Origin of the sequence: Clostridium bornimense (genome assembly GCF_018917145.1) — a bacterium.
GTDB lineage: Bacteria > Bacillota > Clostridia > Clostridiales > Clostridiaceae > Clostridium_AN > Clostridium_AN bornimense_A.
Window position 1 is genome coordinate 1 of record NZ_JAHLOD010000014.1, and the last position, 24,698, is coordinate 24,698.

Below are 24,698 nucleotides of genomic sequence, written 5' to 3' on the forward strand. Positions count from 1 at the left end.
TCCCTGTAAAATTTTGGAATCAGAATGAGCTTTATTAAAGTTACCCTTTTTTTAATAAGACAAACTAGAAAATTTCCAATTTTAAAGTTTTTTTATCTTGACATATTACCAGTCGTCTTAAAACATATATTTATCTTCTCACATATTTTATATCATTTTTCTATATCTATCTATTATCTAATTATAGAAATTTAGTTTATTTTTTATTTAAAAAGCATATACTCCTTAATATAAGGAGGTACTCTTATATGGATATAGAAAAATCATTTATAAAAAGCCTAATAAAAAATTTTAAAGGACCTAGCTTTAAGGTAAGATTTTGGGATGGAGAAGAAACTCTTGTAGGGGATAGTCCTGCAGCTTTTACATTAAAACTAAATGAACCACTAAAAATGAAAGACATGACATTAAGTACTACTTTAGCTTTTGGTGAGGCATATATGAATAAAACCTTTGAAATAGATGGTGATTTATATTTTGCACTAAATTCAATACTTTATAATATAACACACTTTAACTTTGACTTTAAAGGACTCCCAAAAATATTTCACAAATCTTCTAAAAGTAAACAGAAAGAAAATATAGCTTCTCATTATGATATAGGAAATGACTTTTATAGTCTTTGGTTAGATGAAACTTTAAGTTATTCCTGTGGGTACTTTAAAAATGAAAATGATAGCCTTTACGATGCACAAATGAATAAAATACATCATATTTTAAAAAAGCTTAACTTAAAAGAAGGTGATACTTTACTTGATATTGGTTGTGGATGGGGTGCACTTTTAATAGAAGCAACTAAAAAATATAAAGTAAAAGGTGTCGGCATAACATTAAGTGAAGAACAAGTTAAAAAATTTAATGAACGTATAAATGAAGAACATTTAGAAAACTTTTTAGAAGTTAAGCTAATGAATTATCTTGACTTAGAGAAATTAGATAAAAATTTTGATGCTGTAGTAAGTGTAGGTATGCTTGAACATGTTGGAAGAGACCATTATCCTGACTTTTTCAAAGCAGTATCATCCGTTTTAAAAGATGGTGGTACATTTTTACTTCACTACATAAGTTCACTTATAGAATCACCAGGTGATCCATGGCTTAAAAAATACATCTTTCCTGGTGGCGTAATCCCTACACTTAGAGAAATTATATCCCTTTCTGCCGAAAATAATTATCATGTTTTAGATGTTGAAAATTTAAGATTACATTATCGAAATACACTTTTATATTGGTATTCTAATTTTAACGATAATATAGAAATTATAAATAAAAAATTCGATGAAAAGTTTATTAGAATGTGGCAACTATATCTTTGTTCCTGTGCAGCTGTTTTTAATAATGGTATTTGTGATTTGCATCAAATCTTACTAACAAAAGGAATAAATAACTCTTTGCCATTAACTCGTGATTATATGTATAAAGATTAAATTTTTATATTTAAAAAGTGGCTGTCGCACAAAAAAGTTAGAGATCAAAGTGCGGCAGTTTTTTTGCAAAATAGAATATCAGGGCACAAGTATGAGGGCACAAGGTACAGGTATATATCAGTGCACAGTGAATGATTAATGAAAACAACACTTAAATATAACAGTTCTATATATGCACTAAATACAATTGTAATTTGTCTTCAGCAGGACTATAGTATTTTCCCTTTAGAGAAAATTAGCCGAAACTGTGCATTGCATCAGAGCTGTGCACTGAATTGTGCCATGTGCCATCTAACTTGTGCCTTGACCTGTGCCATAATAAAAGGAGGTATCGCAAGCAGCTTTTCATTTGTTAATGCGATATCTCCTTATATTATTAATTATTATTTATTATTATTTATTTCATTCATACTTTTCGCAACTGCTACAGTACTTGTCATTGTTCCATTTACGTTAAGCATAGTACGACCCATATCTAAAATTGGGTCAATAGCAATAATTCCACCAGCTAGTGGGAAATATCCTCCCATTCCCATACCTGAAATTACAACAGATACTGCCATTGTAGCACTTCCTGGTAAACCAGCTATACCAAGAGAACTTATTGTTATTATTACAAGTAACATTATATAGAAACTTATATCCATCTCTACTCCTGCCATATTTCCAATGGTTATAGCCATTAATGCTGGATATATTCCTGCACAACCATTCATACCCATATTAGACCCAAGACTTCCTACAAAACTAGCTACACCTTCATTTACCTTAACATTATTAGTAAGACATTCTATTGTTACCGGTAATGTTCCAAGACTTGATCTTGATGTAAAAGCTAAAATTAATGCTTCTGATACATTCTTTATATATGTAATAGGATTTATACCACAAAATGCTATTATTATAAGATGAACTATTAACATAAGAGCAACACATATATACAATGCTATTATGAAATCTAAAACTGTGTATAAGGCAGATATTCCTCTTGCTGTTATAGTATTAGCTAAAAGAGCTACTACTGCATATGGCATAAATTTGATAACTGTCATTGCTACACTTGTTATTATCTTATAAGCACCTTGTATCCATCCTACAAAAGGTTCTATTACATCACTATATTTTTTCTTTAATATATTTATTGATGTACCTATAAATGCAGCAAAAATTACTACAGCTACTATGTTACCATCAGCCATAGCTTTTATAGGATTAGAAGGTAATAATCCTCTTAAAGTATCTATTACTGATGTAACTTCTCTAATTTCTACATCACTACTTATATCACCTATACTAGCACCTACACCAAGCTTCATTACACTTCCTACAATAATACCAATTGTTGCTGCTATGGCTGTAGTTAATAATAACATGAAAATACTTCTAGATGTAAGCTTTCCTAGATTTTCACCTTTCATATTTATAATAACTCTTATAATTGATAAAAATACTAATGGTACTACTAACATCTTTAATAAATCCATAAATCCATAACCAAATAACCCATACCACTCAGTAACTTCTTTTAACCAAGTCACCTTTCCTGGATCTTTTGGAAAACCTGCAACCCACTGTATTATTATACCTAATACTAACCCTACAATGGTTGCTGTAATCATTCTTATTGGGAATTTTACCTTTTTCTTTTCCATACTTTTCATTACTACAAATATACCCATTAGAATAATTATAAATGCTACTGTTTTAAAATTTGTTATCAAAAGAAATTCTGATAAAAATGAACTATCCTTCATTTTTTCCTCCTTAGTTTATATTAATTACTTTCATTAGTTTATATTACTTACTTACATTACCTGCGACATTTAATACATCCCATGTTCTTGCAAAAGGCGGAGCATAACATAAATCTAACATTCCTAATTGCTCTGTTGTAATACCAGCAAAAATACATGCTGCCAATACATTAACCCTTTGGACTGCATCTTTATACCCTACTATCTGTCCACCTAATATCTTTTTATTTGTTGCATTATAAATAATTTTTACATATATATCACTTTGACCTGGATAATAATTAGTTTGATTCTTATCTTTTATAAATTTAACTTTATAATCTAATGCCTTTCTTCTTGCCTCTTCTTCAGACAATCCTGTTCTAGCAGCTTCCATATCCATTACTTTTATGCAACTTGAAGCCAATGAACCTTGAAACTTCACATCGCCACCAGCAAGATTTTCACCAACTATTCTGCCAAGTTTATTTGCGCCTGTAGCTAACGGTACATAAATATTTTCACCTGTAATAAAGCTATTTATACTTGCACAATCTCCAGCAGAATAAACATCTTTTATAGATGTTTCTCCATATTCATCTACTACAATTGCACCATTACCAAGCATTTTCAATCCTTTATCTTTAAATATTTCAGTATTAGGTTTTACTCCAGTTGCTAAAATAACTATATCAGCCTCTATTTCTCTTAAATTAGTTTTTATTCCTTCTACTTTATCGTTACCTATTACCTCTAAAACTGTTTCATTTAAATATAAATTCACGTTATGTTTTACTAACTCAGCTTCCAAAATATCTGTTATTTCTTTATCAAAAACTTCTTTAAGTATTCTATCTTCTAATTGAAATAAAGATACGTCTTTTCCACAGTTTTTTACTGCTTCTACTGCTTCAAGTCCAATAAATCCAGCCCCAATTATAGCTACCTTTTTATTTTTATCATCTTTTAATAGCGATTTTAATTTTTCTCCATCCTCCATCGATCTTAAAGTACAAACATTTTTAAGACCTATATTTTTTATTGGTGGAATAAAATTCTTTGCTCCTGTGGCAATCATTACCTTATCATATTTATCAGTAAATTCATTACCATTTATAACATCTTTTACAACAACAGTTTTGTTATTAAAATCAATATCAATAACTTCATGATTTACTTTAACCTTTACATCGGTTTTTTCAAAATCTTCTGGTGTTCTTGCTATCATATTACTACTTTCATTGAAAAATTCTCCAACATAATAAGGAAGTCCACAAGCTCCAAAAGAAATTATACTAGACTTTTCATAAATAACTACTTCTGCATCTTTATTTACTCTTTTTAATTTTGCTGCTGCACTTGCTCCAGCTGCTATGCCTCCTATTATTATAACTCTCATAACTATTACCTCCTATAATAGCACTCACTCTTCTAATAGCACTCACTCTTCAAATATTATTCATAGTTTTCCTATCAATTTAATATAAGATTAATCATAATAAGTTTATATATATTAGTCAACAATATTTTTTCCTATTTAAACTTTTTCACTACATATTATGATAAATATAAAAAATCTATACTAATAAATAAGATAAAAAAGTATCCTTATTGTTATCTATTTCATATAAAATCATATCTTTTCCTTTATATTTTTTTCTTTTAATCGATAATTTATATAGTAATATTAAATTTATTTGATACAACATATTTAAACTATATTTTTGTAGTCATTATTTAGGCAAAATTAAAATAATACTTAAAATTAATATATCAGAAAAATAAATATAATTTCATAAATAATATTTATTGCTTTTTTTAAATTAATTGCATTTTAAACTGCTGCTAATTTGTTTAGAAATTAAAAATATATTTTAATATACTTTTTATTTTTTCATTATTATACATTTTTAAATTGTAAGTGATGTTAATATTCTATTTTTTAACAAAAGTTTACGTATTATATATTACTTTTTTCAATTTGTATTAATTAGTTCTTATCTAAAATTAATTGATTCATTTTAGATATTAATATTCTAAATCTATATATATACAAGGATACGAATATCATTAACTTAACAAATAGTAATAAAATCATTCTATGTAATAATAAGTTAAACGTTACAATATTTTTTCTTAGTTATTGTAATTAATGCGAAAAAATCTATCTATTTGAATCTAATAATCTATTTAGTTATATATAAATATCAATTTACAATACCTAATTTCTACAAAATACTGAAAAAGCCTTATAATAATTACAATAAAATTAAATTATAAACATTTTTCAACATTCATGGTATAATTATTATATTAACTATGTTGTTTTAGGGGGACATTATGCTTGATATTATAATTTGTGAAGATAACACTACTCAAAGAAAAAACTTAGAAAATATTATTGAAAATGAAGTAAGAAGCGCTCACATAAAAATTGCATTATCTACTAGTAATCCTAACGAAGTAATTCAATATGTACAAGACTCTAAATCACAAAACTTTATCTATTTTTTAGATATAGATCTTCAAAGTAATATAAACGGATTAGAATTATCTAAAATTTTAAGACAAACTGATCCTATGGGTTACATTGTATTCTTAACTTCTCATGCTGAACTTACACTATTAACTTTTCAATATAAAGTTCGTGCTATGGACTTTATAATTAAAGCTGATACTAATATGATAAAAGATAGAATTGTAGATTGTATTAATGAAGCTTTCAATGACTTAAAAAATATTAAAGTTCAAAATACCAATACTATCCCTATAAATATTGGTAACAATGTAACATTCTTTGATATGGATGATATATTATTTTTTGAAACTTCTAGTAAAGAACATAAAATACGTATTCATACTACAAGTGGTCATTCTGAATTTTATGGATCATTGAAAGATATAGAAACAAAATTATCACCAGATTTTTATAAGCCTCATAGATCTTATATTGTAAATACAAAAAAAATTAAATCAATTGATAAAGACCAACTAATTATTAATATGATAAATGGAGAGATATGTTATGTATCTTCTAGATACTTGAAGGGATTGTTAAAGAAATGTATCCTTTAGTTTTTAATATGACTTATCCTTTAATACTTTCTCTTATGATAGTATTACCTGTTGCTAATTTATGTTTTATCAAAAGAAATATAAGGTCATTGGTGCTTTTTACCTTTGCCAACTATTGTATACTATCATTGACAGTACTGTTTAAGTCAACCTCAGGTTCATTTTTCTTTTGTAACCTGAGTTCATCTTATTTAATTGTTAGTGTACTGATTTATCTTTTCATAGTATATAGAAATTTTACTTATGCTTTGATAACATCTATCTTCATATTAATAAGTACTATGATTAGTGATGGAATTGTTGGTGGTATAACTATTGTTGGTTTTAATATTCCATATGATGGATTATCCGATAAATATATGTTATATTCATTAATCGGCATCGCAATATTGGTTACAACTTCAATAATTAGTTTTATTTTTAGAATAGTAGCATTAAAGGTAAGTAAAAAATATATTAATTTTAAGAAATATGGTCAAATAGGTTTTCTATCAATATTTGTTTTAACTACAATGCTTGGTATTTTTTTGATTTATATCTATCTAGGAGGATATCTTGTTTGGGACAGAAAAAGTATATTTCTTAATATGATTCTAATCATATTTTTATCTACAGTATGTTTAACTATGCTGTATTCTGTTACAAAAGCTATTAAAAATATGTTTGAACAAGAATATAAAGAAAAAGAATTTTCACAATTAAAAGAATATACGGACTTATTAGAGAATGTATCTACAGACTTAAGAAAATTTAAACATGATTATATCAATATTCTTCTTACACTAGGTGGATATATTGATGAAGGTGACTTAAAAGGATTAAAAGAATTTTATAATAAAGATCTTCTTCCTGAGACAGGTAAGCATGTTACTAAAAATAAAAATTTAGCCTTATTAAAACATATTAAAACAAGTCCATTAAAAGCACTACTATCATCAAAATTAATTACTTCTCAATCTCATAATATCGAGACTAGAATAGAACTAATAGATGATATTGATAATATACCTATGAATACAATTGATATATGTAGAATTATAGGTATACTTTTAGATAATGCAATAGAAGCTGCTGATTTATGCGAAAAGAAATCGCTTCATTTTGCCGGTATAAAAACCGATGATAGTATTATTTTTATTGTTAGAAATTCTTGTTTACCAGATACACCGCCTGTTTATAAAATTTACGAAAAAGATTTTTCTACTAAAGGTGAAGGTCATGGTATAGGACTAAAAACAGTAAGAGAAATAATCAATAGAGATTATGAAAATGTTATATTAAACACTAAAATTGAAGATTGCATATTCTCTCAAGAACTCATAATAAATTTATAAAAAAATGGATCTCTTAATAAACGATTAAATATCGTAAGTGAGATCCATTTTTTATTTATAACCTATTAACAACATACAAATTTTATGTGATATCTTTTCTATATTATAGTTATTATTCCTCCATTAAAATCAAAACGGTAACTATTACCATCAAAATCAGAAAATACTGGATCATCATTATTAGGTTCTATCTTAACTGGTCCTCTTGATGCTTCATCTTTTATTTTAAATGTTACATATAATAAAACTCCATCACATTTTATTGCATCATTTCCTATACAATCATAATCAATATAAGTTACATAAATTAAATGTCTCTTAGTATTAGAATAATATTTCAAATTCTTCTCTGCATTAACTACAATCTCTCCAGATTTTACTTCTACAACTTCTAAAAATTCTCCTTCGTAGCTTAACCTAAAGTCAAAGGCTTCTACCCCTTCCTTAGGAGTTCCTCTTACATAGACAGGGATAGTAATTATATCTCCAGCTTTTGCTTCTACTGAAGCTATATTAATAGAAAAATCCCCTTTATCCTCCATACTATTAAAGACATTTATAGTAAAAGGTATACTTTGTCCAGAAGTAAAGTTTATATTTAATAATTTTACTCCTTTATCCATAGACTCCAAATACTCCTTGGTTAATATCACTACATTTCCTTCTAAAATATAATCTTTTCCTTCAGTCAAAGTCAATGCACCATGCTTTATATCCTTAAAACAATTTCCATTTAAAAATACCTCAATAGGAATTTCTATTGGATTTGATAAATCAAATGCTGATGAATTTATATTTATTTCAGCACTTAATATCTTAACATCACTTTGTTTAATATTTATCATAAGATCTTGTTCTTTTCCTGAACTGAATTTGAAAGTGATTATTTCTTTTCCTTGTGGTAATATATCTAAATATTCTTTAGTAATTATCACTTTTTTATCTTTAACAAAGTAATCTCTTCCTTCTAATAGAACTTCATCTTTATTTATTATAGATTCTAAATTATTACCATTTAAATTCATATCTACAATAATATCAACAGGTTTTTCTTTATCAAAATTATTATCTGATGTGCTTATACTTGATTCCCTCTCTTGAGATTTTAATATAGAAATAGATCCACCTATAAAATTAACATCATATTCTGTACCTTCAGCATCAATAAACGCTCCCAAATTATTTAAGTTTATATTACTTACACCAACTTCAGCATTTTCTCTTATATCAAATTCTATATTCATGAAGATGCCATCTTCCGAAATTGATTCTCTTCCTGTTGTATCATTGTACATTATAGAAATAATACCTGCTTCACTATTTACTCCTGAAAAAAATGAACCTTCTGTATCTACACCTGATCCTTGTGACACTACATTAACACCTTCAAATTTGCTGCTATCATATTTTAATGAAAAATTAAACTTACTTAACTTTGTATCAGTTATACCTTTGAAAATAACAGGTACTATTACCTTGGATCCTTGTTTTCCTAAAACAGAACATACATTTAAATCTAATAATTTATTTTCTAATTGTTTATTAATAATTTCTTTATTTTCTACTTCTCCTTCTAATATATTTATTAATCCTGCTTTTACATTAATTTCATATAATGAATTATTCATATCAGCAAAAATACCCAACCTACTTAATTTAATTGATTCAAATCCAACTTCAGCATTTTTGCAAATATCCATCTCTAAATCAATAAATACACCATCTTGAGATATAGCTTCCATTCCTGTTCCAGAAGTATCAAAATAGCGAATAACTATTATTCCATTTTCTCTATTTATATCTGAAAATAGAGTTGATTCTGGATTAATACATAGTTCTCTAGGAATAACTTCTATGTTCTCAAATTTACTTGTATCATATTTAATAGAAAAATTAATTGTTCCTAGTTTATTTTCTGTTATTCCATTAAGACTAATTGGTAATTTAATTCTCTCTCCATGTTTTCCTTTTGCTGATCCAATTGATAGTTGAAGATTTTCTACAGCTTTTTTCATATTAATCATTAATATCTTATTTTGTCCAGAAGTAAACTGAAAAATAAGAGCTGTTGTACCTATTGACAGTGTTCTCAAATACTCTTTGTAAAAGATAATACCTTTATCCTTTATAACATAATCATAATTATTTTCTAATTTAGTATTACCATCACTTATTGATCTTAAATTATTACCATTAAACATTAATTGTACTTCTATATCTTTTATGTCATCTATATCTACTTCTACTGAATCTGTAATCAATTCTGGATCTTTAACTTCATCTTTAATATTAATACTTCCTCCAATAAATCTTAAGTCATATAATTCATCTTCAGAATTTACAAAAACACCAGAGTCACTTATTACAAAACCTTTTATGTCATTATCTGTGCCATCTTTTACATCAAATTTAATATCCACAAACTCTCCATCAGTATAAATAGATTCACTTCCATCACCTTTAGAGTCGCAATACATTATTGATATTATCCCAGTTTCTTCATTTACATCAGTAAATAATGTAACTTCTGGATTTACACATATATCTTTTGGTTGAACTGATATATTTCCTATTTTTCTATTATCATAACTTAAGGCAAAATTAAAAGCACTTAACTTTTTATCAGTTATACCTTCTATATTTATAGTTGATACTGCTGATACACCTCTTGATACAGAAGCATCATCAATTTCAACTTTTATTTTAGGATTTCCTTTGAAAATATCTACATTTAGTATAGCATCATCACATTCTTCAAATTTAAAGAAGAATTCTTTTCTCCCTTCTCCTAAGGTTTTTAAAAACTTCTTTTTCAAAACTACAGTATTATCATTTACAAAATAATCAACATTTTCTTTAAGTATAATGTTATCTAACACTATCTTATCTAAAATATTTTCATTAAATATTATATCAATATAAGCATCTACAAAATCATTCAAGTCAAAATTAATTGTAGGTTCAATAATTTCCGCATTTTTTCTTCCATCTACTGTGATTAATTCTGATTTAAAATTCAAATTATATAAAAAGTCGTTGATATCAGCGAATATACCGATTTGGTTCATTTTTATTTCACTATCTCCAAATGGTGCCTCTTCTCTTATATCCATTTCTAATTCTATAAAAACTCCATCTTGATATATTGCTTCACTTCCATCTCCTACAGAATCGCAATACATTATTGATATTATCCCACTTTCTTCATTTATATCAGTAAAAAGAGTCACATCTGGATTAACACATATACCACCTGCAAATATTTTTATATTGCAAAATCTACTATTATCAAATAAAAGTGAAAAGTTAAAAGCATTTAGTCCATTTTGGGTTATTCCTCTTACAATTATAGGAACTACAATTCTATCCCCTCTCTCTCCATTAGCTTTTCCAATTATTAAATCCAAGTTAATATCTTTATCCTCAATAATATTTATACAAAGTTGTCTTTCTTCATTATTTTCAAATAAAAAAGTAACTATATTTTTCCCTTCATTTAATAGTGATATAAACTCTTTATATAAGATTATTGAATTATCTATGATTTCATAATCTTTATTTCTTATTAATACCTGAAAATTTTCTTCAATATCTATTAATTTAGAAATACTATATTCATTCATATGAATTATTACATCTGATATCATACCTACGTTTTTATCTATATCAATCCAATCACGATCTATATATATTTCTTTTTCAATCATTTCATCATTCATATTAATACTTTTATCTAAAATATTTAAATTATCCATATGTATTTCTCCTATTTCCAAATTAAATGGGTATTCTATAAATTCTAAAGCTAAAATCATTTGATTCCGTATTTTTTAGCAGTGATGTTTTTAAGTAAATTAAAATTCTCTTTGATAATATATTTAAATTATCGCATTATCTAAATATTTTTTCCACATATATTACTTATCCTACCTTTTTTAAGTCACAAAGAATTTATCTTTGTATTTTATATCGTTTATGAATGTTTTTTTGCATTTTACGCATTATGATTGACAAAATACCTTAGTTATGTTTAATAAAAAAACCAGCTATTTAGCTGGTTCTCCTGGAATTTCTTTCACTTTCCCATATTCTTCTTTACTTCTATTTTCCTTATCTTTAATTAGCACACTTGCAGCAGTTATTGCTACTGCTCCAAGCAAAGCTATAACTCTTAGTTTTTTCATTTATATCTCCTCCTTGACAATATCTTTAATTGTAGAATTCTTACAATATTATTTTGCTAATTCATAAATTGCTTTTGCATATATTTTTGAGCACATCATAAGATCTTCTATTTCCATACACTCATTAGGTTGATGATCTAAATCTGGTTTTCCTGGGAATATTGGTCCGAATGCTACTATATTATCCATAGTCTTTGCATAAGTTCCTCCACCTATACTTAAAAGTGTTGCTTCTTCTCCAGTATATTCTGTATATACTTTTTGTAATGTCTTAATTAAAGCACTATCAGGACTAAAATATAGTGGTTTCTCATGGTCCATATCTTCTATTGATATACCATACTTCTTTATTATCTCCTCAATAGGAGTAATCATTTCTTCAAAAGTTCTAGTAACAGGATATCTTAAATTTAGTAATATACTTCCTTTTTCTTTATTAATATCAACTGCACCTACATTAAAAGATAGATGTCCTGATATATCATCATATAAATCACAATTCATAGATTCTCCATGTACTTCAAAATTTATATATTTATTATAAAACTCTATAAATTCTCTAATATCACCTTTTGGTAAATCTAATTGCCCTAAGAAAGCCATTATTCCAGAAACAGCATTTATACCTTTCTCTGGTGTACTACCATGAGCACTCTTTCCAAAAGATTTTACTATAAGAGCATCTTTTTCTAAAATACCTTCTAACTTTAATCCTGTTCTTTCTGCATATTCTTCTAATGCAAACTGAACTTCGCTTAGGTTTTCTCCAGTAACTTTAGCTTCACAATAATCAGGCACCATATTAGCCTTTCTACCTCCAGCTATATACTCTATATTATTTACCCCTTCTTCACCTTTAGAAAAATTCTTAACTAATTTAAACATAGTAAGACCTTTTTCTCCATTTATTATAGGAAACATCCCATCTGGAGTAAAACCTGCTACTGGTGCTTTTTCTCTTTCAACATAATAAGGCATATCATGTGAACCACTTTCTTCATTTGTTCCAAAGATTATTCTAACTCTTTTAGATAAAGGTAATTGCAATTCCTTAATTGCCTTTAATCCATATAATGCTGCAAAAATAGGTCCCTTATCATCCATAACCCCTCTTGCATAAAGCTTTCCATCATGAATCTCTGCTCCATATGGTGAATACATCCATCCATCCCCTTCTGGTACCACATCTAAATGTCCTAGAACAGCTACATAATCTTCCCCTGTTCCATATTCAGCATATCCAACATACCCATCTAAATTTACTGTATTAAATCCTAAATCATCACATATTTCTAACGCTTTTTCTAACGCTTCATTTGGTCCTTCACCAAAAGGCATACCTGGTAAGCTTTTACCTTCAACAGACTTTATTTTTAGTATTTCAACTAATGAACTAAAAAATTCATCACGTAATTCTTCAACTTTTTTATCTAACATTCTTTGCTCCTCCATTCAGTCAATTACTCTTTTATTTAATTATAATCTTTTCCAGTACCTATCTTCAATATATTATCCCCAACTTTTACAAAACTTATATTAATAAAAAATGCTTTCCCACCAAAATAAGTGTGCATAAAACAAGATAGTTTCCCCATCGAGGAAAATTAACCGAAACTGTACACTGTGAACTGCCTTACCTTGTGCCATAATAAAAGGAGGTATCGCTAACAGATTTTCATTTGTTAATGCGACACCTCTCTTACTAGATCACTTTACTTATCTATATCTATCTTTTAATTCTCTTTCTATAGTTCTCTTTGCATCCTTTTCTCTTAAAGCATCTCTCTTATCATAATTTTTCTTTCCACGTACTACTGCAATATTAACCTTAACTCTACCATTTTTTAAATATAATGAAAGAGGTACCATAGTATACCCACTTTGAGTAACATACTTTGCTAGATTTGCTATTTGGAACTTGTGTAATAATAATCTTCTGTCTCTCATAGGATCCTTATTAAATATATTTCCTTGTTCATAAGGTGATACATGCATATTTCTAACCCAAATTTCACCATTTCTTACTTCCGCATAAGAATCTTTTAAATTTGCCTTACCAGCTCTTATTGACTTAACTTCAGTTCCTATAAGTTCAATTCCAGCCTCATATGATTCTTCTATAAAATAGTCATGGAATGCTTTTCTATTATCAACTAATGTATTACTATCCTTCTTCTTTGCCATCTTCTCCACCTCTAGAATTTCTTTATATAAACTTTATCTTCTCAAATAATCATTATATATATTTTACCACATTATAAAAGAACTGTCTTAATCACCATACCTTTTTCAGTGCACAGTTAATGAAAATATAAATTTTTATTGTTCAATCTAATCCTAATTAGCCGTCCTAAGGACCGTAGTAAATATCCTCATGGGAATTGTGCACTGTGCACTGATTCTCTATTCTTCAGTTTCTTCTTCTTCACTATAAAGTTTAAAATAAATTTCATGAGCATCAATATCAACTCTATCTACTATTACTTTTACTTCATCACCTAATTTGTATACATTTTTTGTTCTTTCTCCAATTAAGGCCATATGTCTATCATCATAATGATAAAAATCATCTTCTAATTCACTTATGTGTACTAAGCCTTCTACTGTATTAGGCAATTCTACAAACATCCCAAAGTTAGTAACTGATGAGATAATACCAGAATATACTTCGCCTATTCTCTTTGACATATACTCTGCTTTCTTTAAGTCATCTACTTCCCTTTCTGCTTCTTGTGCTACCCTTTCTCTTTCAGATGATTGTATTGAAGCATAATCTACTGCTCCTATAAATCTTCTTGTAGTCTTTTCATCTAACTTTCCTTTTAAATGTTTCTTAATTATTCTATGTATTATTAAATCTGGATATCTTCTTATAGGTGAAGTAAAATGACAATAATATTTTGCTGCAAGTCCAAAATGTCCAATACATTCTGGAGAATATCTTGCTTGTTTCATACTTCTTAATAATAATGTGTTTACTACAGTCTCTTCTTTCTTTCCTCTTACCTTATTTACTATATCTTGAAGATTTTTAGGATGCACATCTTGTGTTTTCTTCATTGTATATCCTAAATTATAAATAAACTCATTAAAATGTTCTAATTTTTCTGTATCTGGATCTTCATGAACTCTATATACAAAAGGAGTATTTGCCCAATACATATGTTCAGCTACTGTTTCATTACAAACTAACATAAATTCTTCAATTATTCTATTTGCAATAGCTCTTTCATATGGTATTATATCTACTGGTTTACCTTTATTATCTAATATTATCTTACATTCCTCAAAATCAAAATCTATGGCACCACGTGCTAATCTCTTTTTATTAAGGATTTCATATAATTCACCCATAAGAAGAAAATCTTCGTATAAGTCTTTATACTTTTCTATAAGTTCTTCATCCTTATCTCTTAGTATTTTTGTAACATCAGTATATGTCATTCTTTCATTTGTTCTTATAACAGATTCTTCGATCTTATGATTTAACACTTTTCCCTTCTTGTCTATCTCCATAAAGCAACTAAGTGCCAATCTATCTACCTTTGGATTTAGTGAACACAATCCATTTGATAATTTTTTCGGTAACATAGGAATAACTCTATCAATTAAATATACTGATGTTGCTCTTGATAGCGCCTCTTCATCTAATGGAGAACGTTCTTTAACGTAATGTGATACATCTGCTATATGTACTCCTAAATAGTAGTTACCATTTTCAAGTTTGCTAATAGATACAGCATCATCTAAATCTTTTGCATCTTCTCCATCAATTGTTACCATCTTTATATCTCTAAGGTCTACTCTTCTATCTGCTTCTCTTTCATCAATAACATCATCATACTTATTAACAAAATCTTCAACTTCTCTTGGAAACTTTTCTGGTAACTTAAATTTCTTTATGATTGTTAATATATCAATTCCCTTATCACCCTTGTTTCCAAGAACTGAAATGATTTTTCCTTCTGGATTTCTTCTTGATTCTGGCCATTCAGTAACCTCAACAATAACAACTTCCCCAGATTTTGCTCCGTTTCTTTTCGATTTCGGTATAAATATATCTTTACTAATTCTTTTATCTTCAGGAATTACAAAACCAAAATTTCTTGAATCTTCATATATACCAATCACTTCTTTTTGAGCCCTTTCAAGTATTCTTGAAATCTCTCCTTCACACTTTTTGCCTTCTTTTTCACTTGTCACAATCTTAGCTAAAACTTTATCTCCATGTACAGCTCCATTCATTGCTGAACCTGGGATAAAAATATCAACCATTCCTTCTGCCTCAGGAATAACAAATCCAAAACCTCTAGCATGACCTTGTAATTTTCCTACTATTAGTCCCATTCTCTCTGGTACACCATAATATCCTGCTCTGTTTCTTACGATTTGTCCATCTTTCTCCATGGTTAACAAAACTTTTTCAAAATCCTTTGACTCTTTTTTATTAATATTAAATATCTTAGATAATTCTTTTATACTCATAGGTTTATAAGCTTTTTCATTCATAAACCCTAATAATATCTCTCTTATATTCAAATTAATCACCTCCATAAATATTATTGGTAAATAACTAACTTCATATACAAAATAAGAAGCCATCCATTACTAAAGATAGCTTCTTCATCAGTAACTTATACAATTATTGTGGACCTTGCATCATTAAAATAACGATTCCAAGTAATAATGCTACAACTAATGTTGCTCTTTCCAACATTAATTCTTTTGTCTTAGTTTTATGTTTTGTAAAGAATGTATCTTGACCACCTGTTAATGATTTTAATCCATCTGTTTTACCTGGTTGCATAAGTACAAGTACTATCATAACTATAGATAATATAACTAAAGCTGATATTAAAACCCACTTCACTAAACACAACTCCTTTCGTACATACTATAACAAATATATTTTATCATAAGTTTATAGTATAGTCCATTTAATCTAGTATTTAAGTTGATAATTTTAACAATTTTTCGATAAACTTTATTATCAATATATATTAATGTATTGTTATAATATTCAAAATAGTATATAATTCTTAAGAATATTATAAATGGAATGATAAACGTATTCCATTAAACTTTGAAGGAGTGCTTATATGTTTATAATCAATTTTATTCGTGGGTTTTTCATGGCGCTAGCTGATAGTGTTCCAGGAGTATCTGGTGGTACTATAGCATTTTTATTAGGATTTTATGATAATTTTATAAACTCGCTTAATGCATTAGTATCAAGAAAAAGTTCTAAAGAAGAAAAGAAAACTTCTATAATCTTTCTTTTAAAACTTGGTATTGGGTGGGTCACAGGATTCTTATTATCTATGATAATATTATCATCAATTTTTGAAAAAGAGATATATAAAATAAGTTCAGTATTTATAGGATTTATAGTCTTAGCTATTCCTATAGTTATAAAAGAAGAAAAAGAATCTATCAAAGGAAAATATACAAATATAATTTTCACTATTATTGGTATAGTAATAGTTGCTGCAATTACATATTTTAACCCTGCTGGAGGAAACGGCTTTAATTTATCTCTTGATAGTATTTCTATTGGACTTGGACTTTATGTGTTCTTTGTAGGTATGATTGCAATTTCTGCAATGGTTTTACCTGGAATATCAGGTTCAACTCTTTTACTTATATTTGGTCTTTATGTACCAATCGTAAATGCTATAAAAGAAACTCTTAAACTTAACTTATCATATCTACCAATACTATTTATCTTTGGTTTTGGAGTGATTTTCGGTATTGTTTCTGTTATACGTTTATTGAAATATCTATTAGAAAACTATAGATCTCAAGTTATTTATTTAATTTTAGGTCTTATGATTGGTTCTCTATATGCTGTTTTTATGGGTCCTACAACTCTAGAAACACCAAAAGATCCAATGACATTTAAAACTTTTAGTATAATATACTTTATAATCGGTGGTGCTGTTATATTCGCATTACAACAATTAAAAGTATTTTTTGAAAAAAGATAAAACAAAGAAACTGAGGCACAGAATCTCTTGTATCTCAGTTTCTTTTTTTATGTTTCATTATGTATTAACTTTAAAATGCTTTTATTAACATATGGTTTACTAATATTTTTACACTTCTCTTTCATTGCTGAAATTCTCTTTTTATTCTTTAATAATTTTTCAATGATTTTGCTGCAACTTATACCTTTTCCAATACTCACAGCCACATCATTTTCTATTAAGAATCTTGCATTTCCCTCTTCTTGACCAGGTATCGCGTCAAATATAATCATTGGTATATTAGAAACTAAAGCCTCTGTCACCGTTAATCCCCCTGGTTTTGTTATAAGTACATCTGATATCTTCATATACTTTTCTACTTCATTAGTAAATCCTATAAGCTTAGTTTTCTTTTTACTATCTGTTATCTCTTTCTGCATAATTTTGTATACACTTCTATTATTTCCAACTATTACAATAACTTGAAACTCTAAATCTATAGTTGAAATTTCTCTATATATATCAACTATATTTTTTACTCCAAAACTTCCTCCCATTAATAAAATAGTTGTAATATCTAGATCTAACCCTTCGGAATTTAATATATTTTTCTTATCTACTTTTTTTAAAAACTTATTATCTATAGGAATTCCATATACATGAACTTTTTTATCTTCAATTCCCCTTGAAATCATATCAATTTTCATTTTTTCATTAGATACAATATAATGATCTACATTACTATTTATCCATGAATTATGTGGTGAATAATCTGTCATTATACATATATGTTTCGCTTTTATTTTATCTCTTTCCTTTAACACTGAAACCATCCCTTCTGCAAAAGGATGTGTTGTTATAATTAAGTCTATTTCTTTACTTTTAAGTAATCTTAAAAGTTTATTACTAAAGAGCTTTTCAATCATCTCAAGAAATAAAGAAACTGCATTTTCTTTATCAGTAATATAATATAGCTTTTCATAAAACCATGATATTTTCTTTATTAAAAACATATATCCATTAACAATAATTCCATTAAGTAACGGATTAATATACTTTAAAGTATCTATTACCTCAACTTCTATTTCTTCAGAATTACCTAAAATATATGACTTTAATGCATTTGATGCACTCATATGTCCACCACCTATAGAAGCAGATAGTATAATAACTCTCATATTTGTACTTCCCCTTTATCTATAGTACCTAAATATCCCCAACCTATTTTTAAAAGTAGATTGGGGATATTTCTTATTTATTTAAATTGAAAAATGCTTTTATTCCTCTATATTCTGCAACTTCTCCAAGTTCATCTTCAATTCTTAATAATTGATTGTATTTAGCAACTCTTTCACTTCTAGCTGGAGCACCAGTTTTTATTTGACCTGCATTTAATGCTACAACTAAATCTGCTATTGTTGTATCTTCGGTTTCACCACTTCTATGTGAAACTACAGCTGTATATCCTGCTCTATTAGCTTTTTCTATTGCATTTAAAGTTTCTGTTAATGTACCTATTTGATTTAACTTTATTAAGATAGAATTAGCTACTTTCTTTTCAATACCCATAGCTAATCTCTTTTCATTTGTAACAAATAGATCATCACCAACTAATTGAATTTTGTTACCAATCTTATCAGTTAGTATCTTCCATCCATCCCAATCTTCTTCCGCCATTCCATCTTCTATTGAAATAATAGGATACTTCTCTACTAATTGTGCATAATAATCAGCCATTTCTTCTGGAGACAATACTCTACCTTCCCCAGCCAAATTATACTTTCCATCTTCGTAAATTTCAGAAGATGCAGGATCAAGAGCTATATAGAAATCACTACCTGGTTTATATCCTGCTTTTTCTATTGCTTCAACAATAACTACTATTGCTTCTTCATTACTATTAAGATTTGGTGCAAATCCACCTTCATCTCCAACTCCTGTATCATATCCTTTTGCCTTTAAAGTCTTTTTTAACATATGATATACTTCTGAAGACATTCTTAATGCTTCACTAAAATTTGGTGCTCCCACTGGCATAATCATAAATTCTTGTAAATCTACGTTATTATCAGCATGTTTACCACCATTTATTATATTCATCATAGGAACTGGTAATACTTTTGCATTTACCCCACCAATATATTGATATAATGACAATCCTAAAGCATTTGCTGCAGCTTTTGCAACTGCTAGAGATACCCCAAGGGTAGCATTAGCTCCTAATTTACCTTTGTTCTCAGTTCCATCAAGTCCTATTAAAGTTTCATCTATCAATACTTGATCTAACGCATTCATTCCAATAAGTTCTTCAGCAATTATATTATTTACATTATCAACTGCTTTAAGTACCCCTTTTCCATTATACTTAGAGGCATCGTCATCTCTAAGTTCTACTGCCTCGAATATTCCAGTAGAAGCTCCTGAAGGTACTGCAGCTGTTCCAACAAATCCATCTTCCAACATAACTTCTACTTCTACAGTTGGAAAACTTCTTGAATCTAAAATTTGTCTTGCATATACATCTACAATTTCTATGTACTGTTTCATTATCTTTCCTCCCTTTATTACAATAAAATATTAAATATTAATTTTATTGACTTGCTATTAACAATTATTAATATTCCCAATAACTAATAATATTATTTATATTATTATTAATATTAATCATTTATTAATATATTAACGTAGTTTTAGCCTACTAAAGTCGTTTACATATTAAATGAATTTATGTTAATATTTTATTATAGAAAACTTTTTGGAGGATATTATGAATAAAGAACTTTTTTCAAGAAAAAACATACCTATAATAGAGATAAATGATACTAAGTTTAAAGTTAGAGGATTAAAGAAATTTAATATTTTCGAGATTAAAAATATACAATGCATGTATATTAGTAACTCTTCAAAATTAACAATATATTATAATGGAAATATATTTGAATACTTTATTGGTGATATAAAAGACAAGTACAAGCCTGCTCTAGATGAATTTATTGATTCCGTTAATAATACCCCAGGCAATAATCATCTTATATTTTCCAATCCAACTCCAGCAATACTAAATTTTGCTCCAGTAATTGCTGTTATACCATTACTTTTATTTAATAAAATGTCACCAATTATACCAATAATTTTAGCTTTGGGTGTATTTGTTGCCTTTATAGTTTATACTACATATTTTCTAAAAACATTATTTCTTTTTGATTTGACAAAAGGAGAGGTTACTTTATCAAATAGCTTCTCTAAAAAACATTCAACTACTACATCAGATTTCAAAATCGAAGTGGTTTCTAATAACCCTGCAAATTTTAAACTTATAGTTGGAAAAAGAACATTTAAACTTAAATCTAATGCAATAGGTCCTAAGCATTATGTTAATAGAATATCTAAATTTATATCAAAAAATTCTTAGAATATAGTTTTTCTTTGATAAAAAAGAGGTATCACTAGCATATTTTCATTTGCTAATATGATACCTCTTTTTTTTATATTTTCACCATAATTATTTACCATCTATTTCTTCAAAGTATATATTAATCTTTTTTCTCCACTCTCTACTTCTTTTTCTATCTATAACTTCTATATAGCCTAAAAATTCATCTAAGACACCTTTTCTCCTCAATCCTTTCATAAGATGTCTCGGATAATCAACTTTTCTTGTATAAGATTTCTTTGGATCTATTACTCTTATATGAGTGTCATTTATTAAATATAAATCCTTACATCGTATATCTTGTTTAGTAAACTTAAGTTTTCTAAATTCCTTAAACAATCTATATAAAGTTTTAGCTAATTGAAAAGTCATTCCATGTCTTTCTATATAATCATCTAATCTTATACCCTCTATCTTTTCCCTAAGAATATAGTACTTACCACACTTATATACTTTAGGAAAATTTTTTGATTTCTGTGTTTTAAGTAAAATCGATTTTTCATCTTCACAAACTTTATTTTCTTTAAAAATTTTAAGTACCTTATTACCTGGAATTTCATAAACTATGCCATTATTGCCTTCTCCAAGGAACTCTGCCTCCTTAAACATTTCTTCCATTTCATCATCAAAATCTGGACAATAGCAAAATCCACCCTTCATAATACCATCCCATTATATTTTTAATATATTATATTATTTCTTTATAATTTCTGTTACATACTTAATAAATTATAGTATTACTCCAAGTATAAGTAAAAGTATTTTCATATTCACTATATATACAGAAGTTATGTTATAACTAGTAACCTAGGCTTCATGAAACTTCAACTTTCATGAGCTTTCTGTAACGACTTTTACATCAACTATAATCTAAGCAAGATACCTAGTATGACTTATAACATTCAACTTAACACTCAAAACTTCAGAAATCCCGCAGGAATTTCATCCATATCTGTGCCTTGCGACCTCATACTTGTGAACTCATAAAGTGTAAAAAGCTGCTACACTCTTCGTGTAGCAGCTTTTTTTAGCTTTATTCATCAATTATCTATTTAGCTATTAAACTTTCTCCAGTCATTTCTTCTGGTTTTTCAAGTCCCATTGCTTCTATCATTGTTGGAGCTATATCAGCTAACTTTCCACCTTCTCTTAATGGTTTAGCATCTTTAGCAATATATATAAATGGTACTGGTCCTGTAGTATGAGCTGTCATTGCTTTACCAGTTGAGTAATCAATCATTTGTTCAGCATTACCGTGGTCAGCTGTAACAAACACTCTACCGTCTTTTGCAAGTACTGCATCTACAACTTTACCTAAACATTCATCAACTGCTTCAACAGCCTTTTTAGCTGCTTCAAATACTCCTGTGTGACCAACCATATCAGGGTTAGCATAGTTAAGAATTATAACATCATACTTATCTTCATTAATTTTACCAATTAAAGTTTCTGTTAATTCATAAGCACTCATTTCTGGTTTAAGATCATAAGTAGCAACCTTTGGAGAAGCAACAATTTGTCTATCTTCATTAACGTTTGGTTCTTCAACTCCACCATTAAAGAAGAATGTAACGTGTGCATACTTTTCAGTTTCTGCAATTCTTAATTGATGTAATCCTTTGTTAGCTAAGAATTCTCCTAATGTATTTTTTAATACTTCTGGTCCAAAAGCAACTTCTACACCTTCTAAAGTTGAATCATATTCTGTCATTGTTACAAATACTAAGTTTAAAGTATTTCTCTTAAATCCATTAAATTCTTTGTCATTGATAGCTCTAGTTATTTCTCTTGCTCTATCTGGTCTAAAGTTGAAGAATATAACAGAATCACCATTCTTAATAGTTCCATTTTTATCTATTACTGTTGGTAATACGAATTCATCAGTCTTGTTATCATGGTAAGATTTTTCTACTGCAGATACAGCAGTTTCAGCTGTTTCTCCTTCTCCTAGAACCATAGCATTGTATGCTAATTCAACTCTTTCCCATCTGTTATCTCTATCCATTGCATAGTATCTTCCTGATAAAGTAGCTATCTTACCAACACCTACTTCATTCATGTAATTTTCTATTTCTGCAATATATTCTAAAGCAGATGCTGGAGCAACGTCTCTACCATCTAGGAAACCATGAACATATACTTCTTTTATGTCGTTTTTCTTTGCAAGATCTATTAATCCCTTAAGGTGATCAATATGAGAGTGAACACCACCTGGTGATAAAAGTCCCATTAAGTGTAATGCTCCACCATTATTTTTTACATTATTAACTGCTTTAACTAAAGCAGGATTTGTGAAGAAATCACCATCATTAATTGATTTTGTAATCTTTGTTAATGATTGATATACTATTCTTCCTGCACCTATATTTAAATGTCCAACTTCTGAGTTCCCCATTTGTCCATCTGGAAGACCAACTGCCATCCCTGATGCCCCTATCTTTGTATGTGGGTACATTTCTACGTATTTATCAATATTTGGAGTATTAGCTGCTGCTACAGCATTTCCTTCCACATGATTAGTCAATCCAAATCCATCTAAAATAGCAAGTAAAGTAGGTTTCTTTGCCATAATTATGCCTCCCTAAAAATAATAATTTTTAGAAATGAAACTATCTAGTACTCTCATTTCTTTTAATAAATAAGAATCGATAATTAAGGTTTAATTATCCATTTTTATTTACTAATAAGTTGTTAGCTTTAGTTAGCAGTTAGCCAAAGTGGCAACTACTAACTTTTATTGCTAACTAAAAATACTATTTATCAAAGTTAACGATTTGTGAAAAATCAGCAGGAACTAATGAAGCTCCACCAACTAATGCACCATCGATATCACTCTTAGCCATTTGTGCTTTGATTGTAGCAGGCTTAACTGATCCACCGTATTGGATTCTGATTTTATCAGCAACTTCTTTTCCATATACATCAGCTAAAGTAGCTCTTATAGCCATGATTGTTTCGTTTGCTTGATCATCAGTAGCTGTTTTACCAGTTCCGATAGCCCAGATTGGTTCGTAAGCAACTACAACTTTAACTGCATCTTCAGCTGAAACACCTTCAAAAGCAGCTTTAACTTGCTTGCTGTTTACTTCATCAGTAACACCTGATTCTCTTTGTTCTAAAGATTCACCACAGCAAAGGATTGGTACTAAGTTGTGTTCTAAAGCTTTTTTAACTTTTTTGTTACAAGCTTCATCAGTTTCATTGAAGTATTGTCTTCTTTCGCTGTGTCCAATAACAACATATTCTACTCCAAGAGCAGTTAACATTGTTGGAGCTATTTCTCCAGTGAAAGCACCTTTTTCTTCAAAGTGCATGTTTTCAGCACCGATTTTAACATTGCTTCCTTTAGCAGCTTTAACAGCAGCATCTAATGATGTAAATGGTACACAAAGTACTACATCACAATTTGCTCCTTCTACTAATGGCTTGAATTCATTTATATATTTAACTGTTTCATCTACAGTCATGTGCATTTTCCAGTTTCCAGCGATTATTGGCTTTCTCATTAAAAACACTTCCTTAAAATCTTTTATTTTATTTTCAAGG

The 24,698-nt window shown here is 28.2% G+C and carries 18 protein-coding genes; 5 read left to right on the top strand and 13 right to left on the bottom strand.

Features of this window, described 5'->3' with window-relative positions; genetic code table 11:
• Positions 1-248: 248 nt before the first annotated feature.
• A complete protein-coding gene (locus KQI30_RS06680) occupies positions 249-1,427 on the top strand; it encodes an SAM-dependent methyltransferase (RefSeq protein ID WP_216462503.1) in 1,179 nt (392 codons plus the stop codon).
• A gap of 383 nt (positions 1,428-1,810) precedes the next feature.
• On the opposite strand, the gene KQI30_RS06685 is transcribed toward KQI30_RS06680, so the two are convergent.
• Both KQI30_RS06685 and KQI30_RS06690 read right to left on the bottom strand, forming a co-directional pair.
• The gene (locus KQI30_RS06685; protein WP_216462504.1) at positions 1,811-3,181 is read right to left on the bottom strand and encodes a cation:dicarboxylate symporter family transporter; all 1,371 of its coding nucleotides are present in this window, start codon (positions 3,179-3,181) and stop codon (positions 1,811-1,813) included.
• A 43-nt stretch (positions 3,182-3,224) separates the two neighbouring features.
• The gene (locus KQI30_RS06690) at positions 3,225-4,559 is read right to left on the bottom strand and encodes a CoA-disulfide reductase (protein WP_216462505.1); all 1,335 of its coding nucleotides are present in this window, start codon (positions 4,557-4,559) and stop codon (positions 3,225-3,227) included.
• A gap of 941 nt (positions 4,560-5,500) precedes the next feature.
• On the opposite strand from KQI30_RS06690, the gene KQI30_RS06695 reads away from it, so the two are divergent.
• Together KQI30_RS06695 and KQI30_RS06700 are read left to right on the top strand one after the other, a co-directional pair.
• Positions 5,501-6,235 carry a LytR/AlgR family response regulator transcription factor gene (locus tag KQI30_RS06695; protein ID WP_216462506.1) on the top strand — a complete coding sequence of 245 codons (735 nt, stop codon included), beginning with the start codon at positions 5,501-5,503 and terminating at the stop codon, positions 6,233-6,235.
• A gap of 281 nt (positions 6,236-6,516) precedes the next feature.
• On the top strand, positions 6,517-7,569 hold the full coding sequence (locus tag KQI30_RS06700; protein WP_216462508.1) for a sensor histidine kinase: 1,053 nt from the start codon (positions 6,517-6,519) through the stop codon (positions 7,567-7,569).
• 98 nt (positions 7,570-7,667) lie between these two features.
• On the opposite strand, the gene KQI30_RS06705 is transcribed toward KQI30_RS06700, so the two are convergent.
• The 6 genes from KQI30_RS06705 to secG form a co-directional block, all read right to left on the bottom strand.
• Positions 7,668-11,324, bottom strand: a complete 3,657-nt coding sequence (locus KQI30_RS06705; protein WP_216462509.1) for a cohesin domain-containing protein — start codon at positions 11,322-11,324, stop codon at positions 7,668-7,670.
• A 291-nt stretch (positions 11,325-11,615) separates the two neighbouring features.
• Positions 11,616-11,753, bottom strand: coding sequence for a hypothetical protein (locus tag KQI30_RS06710; RefSeq protein ID WP_216462510.1), 138 nt, complete (start codon positions 11,751-11,753; stop codon positions 11,616-11,618).
• Between the two features lie 48 nt (positions 11,754-11,801).
• Complete coding sequence (gene pepV / locus KQI30_RS06715; RefSeq protein WP_216462511.1) at positions 11,802-13,190, bottom strand: dipeptidase PepV; 1,389 nt, start codon at positions 13,188-13,190, stop codon at positions 11,802-11,804.
• A gap of 279 nt (positions 13,191-13,469) precedes the next feature.
• Complete coding sequence (smpB, locus tag KQI30_RS06720; protein WP_216462513.1) at positions 13,470-13,937, bottom strand: SsrA-binding protein SmpB; 468 nt, start codon at positions 13,935-13,937, stop codon at positions 13,470-13,472.
• A 219-nt stretch (positions 13,938-14,156) separates the two neighbouring features.
• Entirely contained in the window at positions 14,157-16,292 is a 2,136-nt protein-coding gene (rnr, locus tag KQI30_RS06725; RefSeq protein WP_216462514.1) for a ribonuclease R, read from the bottom strand.
• A 103-nt stretch (positions 16,293-16,395) separates the two neighbouring features.
• Positions 16,396-16,623 (bottom strand): preprotein translocase subunit SecG, encoded by a 228-nt coding sequence (gene secG / locus KQI30_RS06730; protein ID WP_294342721.1) that lies wholly within the window; start codon positions 16,621-16,623, stop codon positions 16,396-16,398.
• A 229-nt stretch (positions 16,624-16,852) separates the two neighbouring features.
• Here secG and KQI30_RS06735 point away from each other — a divergent pair, with 229 nt between their 5' ends.
• Entirely contained in the window at positions 16,853-17,740 is an 888-nt protein-coding gene (locus KQI30_RS06735) for a DUF368 domain-containing protein (protein WP_216462516.1), read from the top strand.
• A gap of 47 nt (positions 17,741-17,787) precedes the next feature.
• On the opposite strand, the gene KQI30_RS06740 is transcribed toward KQI30_RS06735, so the two are convergent.
• Positions 17,788-18,897 (bottom strand): MGDG synthase family glycosyltransferase, encoded by a 1,110-nt coding sequence (locus KQI30_RS06740; RefSeq protein ID WP_216462517.1) that lies wholly within the window; start codon positions 18,895-18,897, stop codon positions 17,788-17,790.
• 73 nt (positions 18,898-18,970) lie between these two features.
• Entirely contained in the window at positions 18,971-20,266 is a 1,296-nt protein-coding gene (eno, locus tag KQI30_RS06745; protein ID WP_216462518.1) for a phosphopyruvate hydratase, read from the bottom strand.
• 220 nt (positions 20,267-20,486) lie between these two features.
• Here eno and KQI30_RS06750 point away from each other — a divergent pair, with 220 nt between their 5' ends.
• Positions 20,487-21,131, top strand: coding sequence for a hypothetical protein (locus KQI30_RS06750; RefSeq protein ID WP_216462519.1), 645 nt, complete (start codon positions 20,487-20,489; stop codon positions 21,129-21,131).
• Between the two features lie 90 nt (positions 21,132-21,221).
• On the opposite strand, the gene KQI30_RS06755 is transcribed toward KQI30_RS06750, so the two are convergent.
• The 3 genes from KQI30_RS06755 to tpiA form a co-directional block, all read right to left on the bottom strand.
• A complete protein-coding gene (locus KQI30_RS06755) occupies positions 21,222-21,812 on the bottom strand; it encodes a protein kinase (protein ID WP_216462520.1) in 591 nt (196 codons plus the stop codon).
• Between the two features lie 388 nt (positions 21,813-22,200).
• The gene (gene gpmI / locus KQI30_RS06760) at positions 22,201-23,721 is read right to left on the bottom strand and encodes a 2,3-bisphosphoglycerate-independent phosphoglycerate mutase (RefSeq protein ID WP_216462521.1); all 1,521 of its coding nucleotides are present in this window, start codon (positions 23,719-23,721) and stop codon (positions 22,201-22,203) included.
• A 184-nt stretch (positions 23,722-23,905) separates the two neighbouring features.
• Positions 23,906-24,658 (bottom strand): triose-phosphate isomerase, encoded by a 753-nt coding sequence (gene tpiA / locus KQI30_RS06765; protein WP_216462522.1) that lies wholly within the window; start codon positions 24,656-24,658, stop codon positions 23,906-23,908.
• Positions 24,659-24,698: the final 40 nt, after the last annotated feature.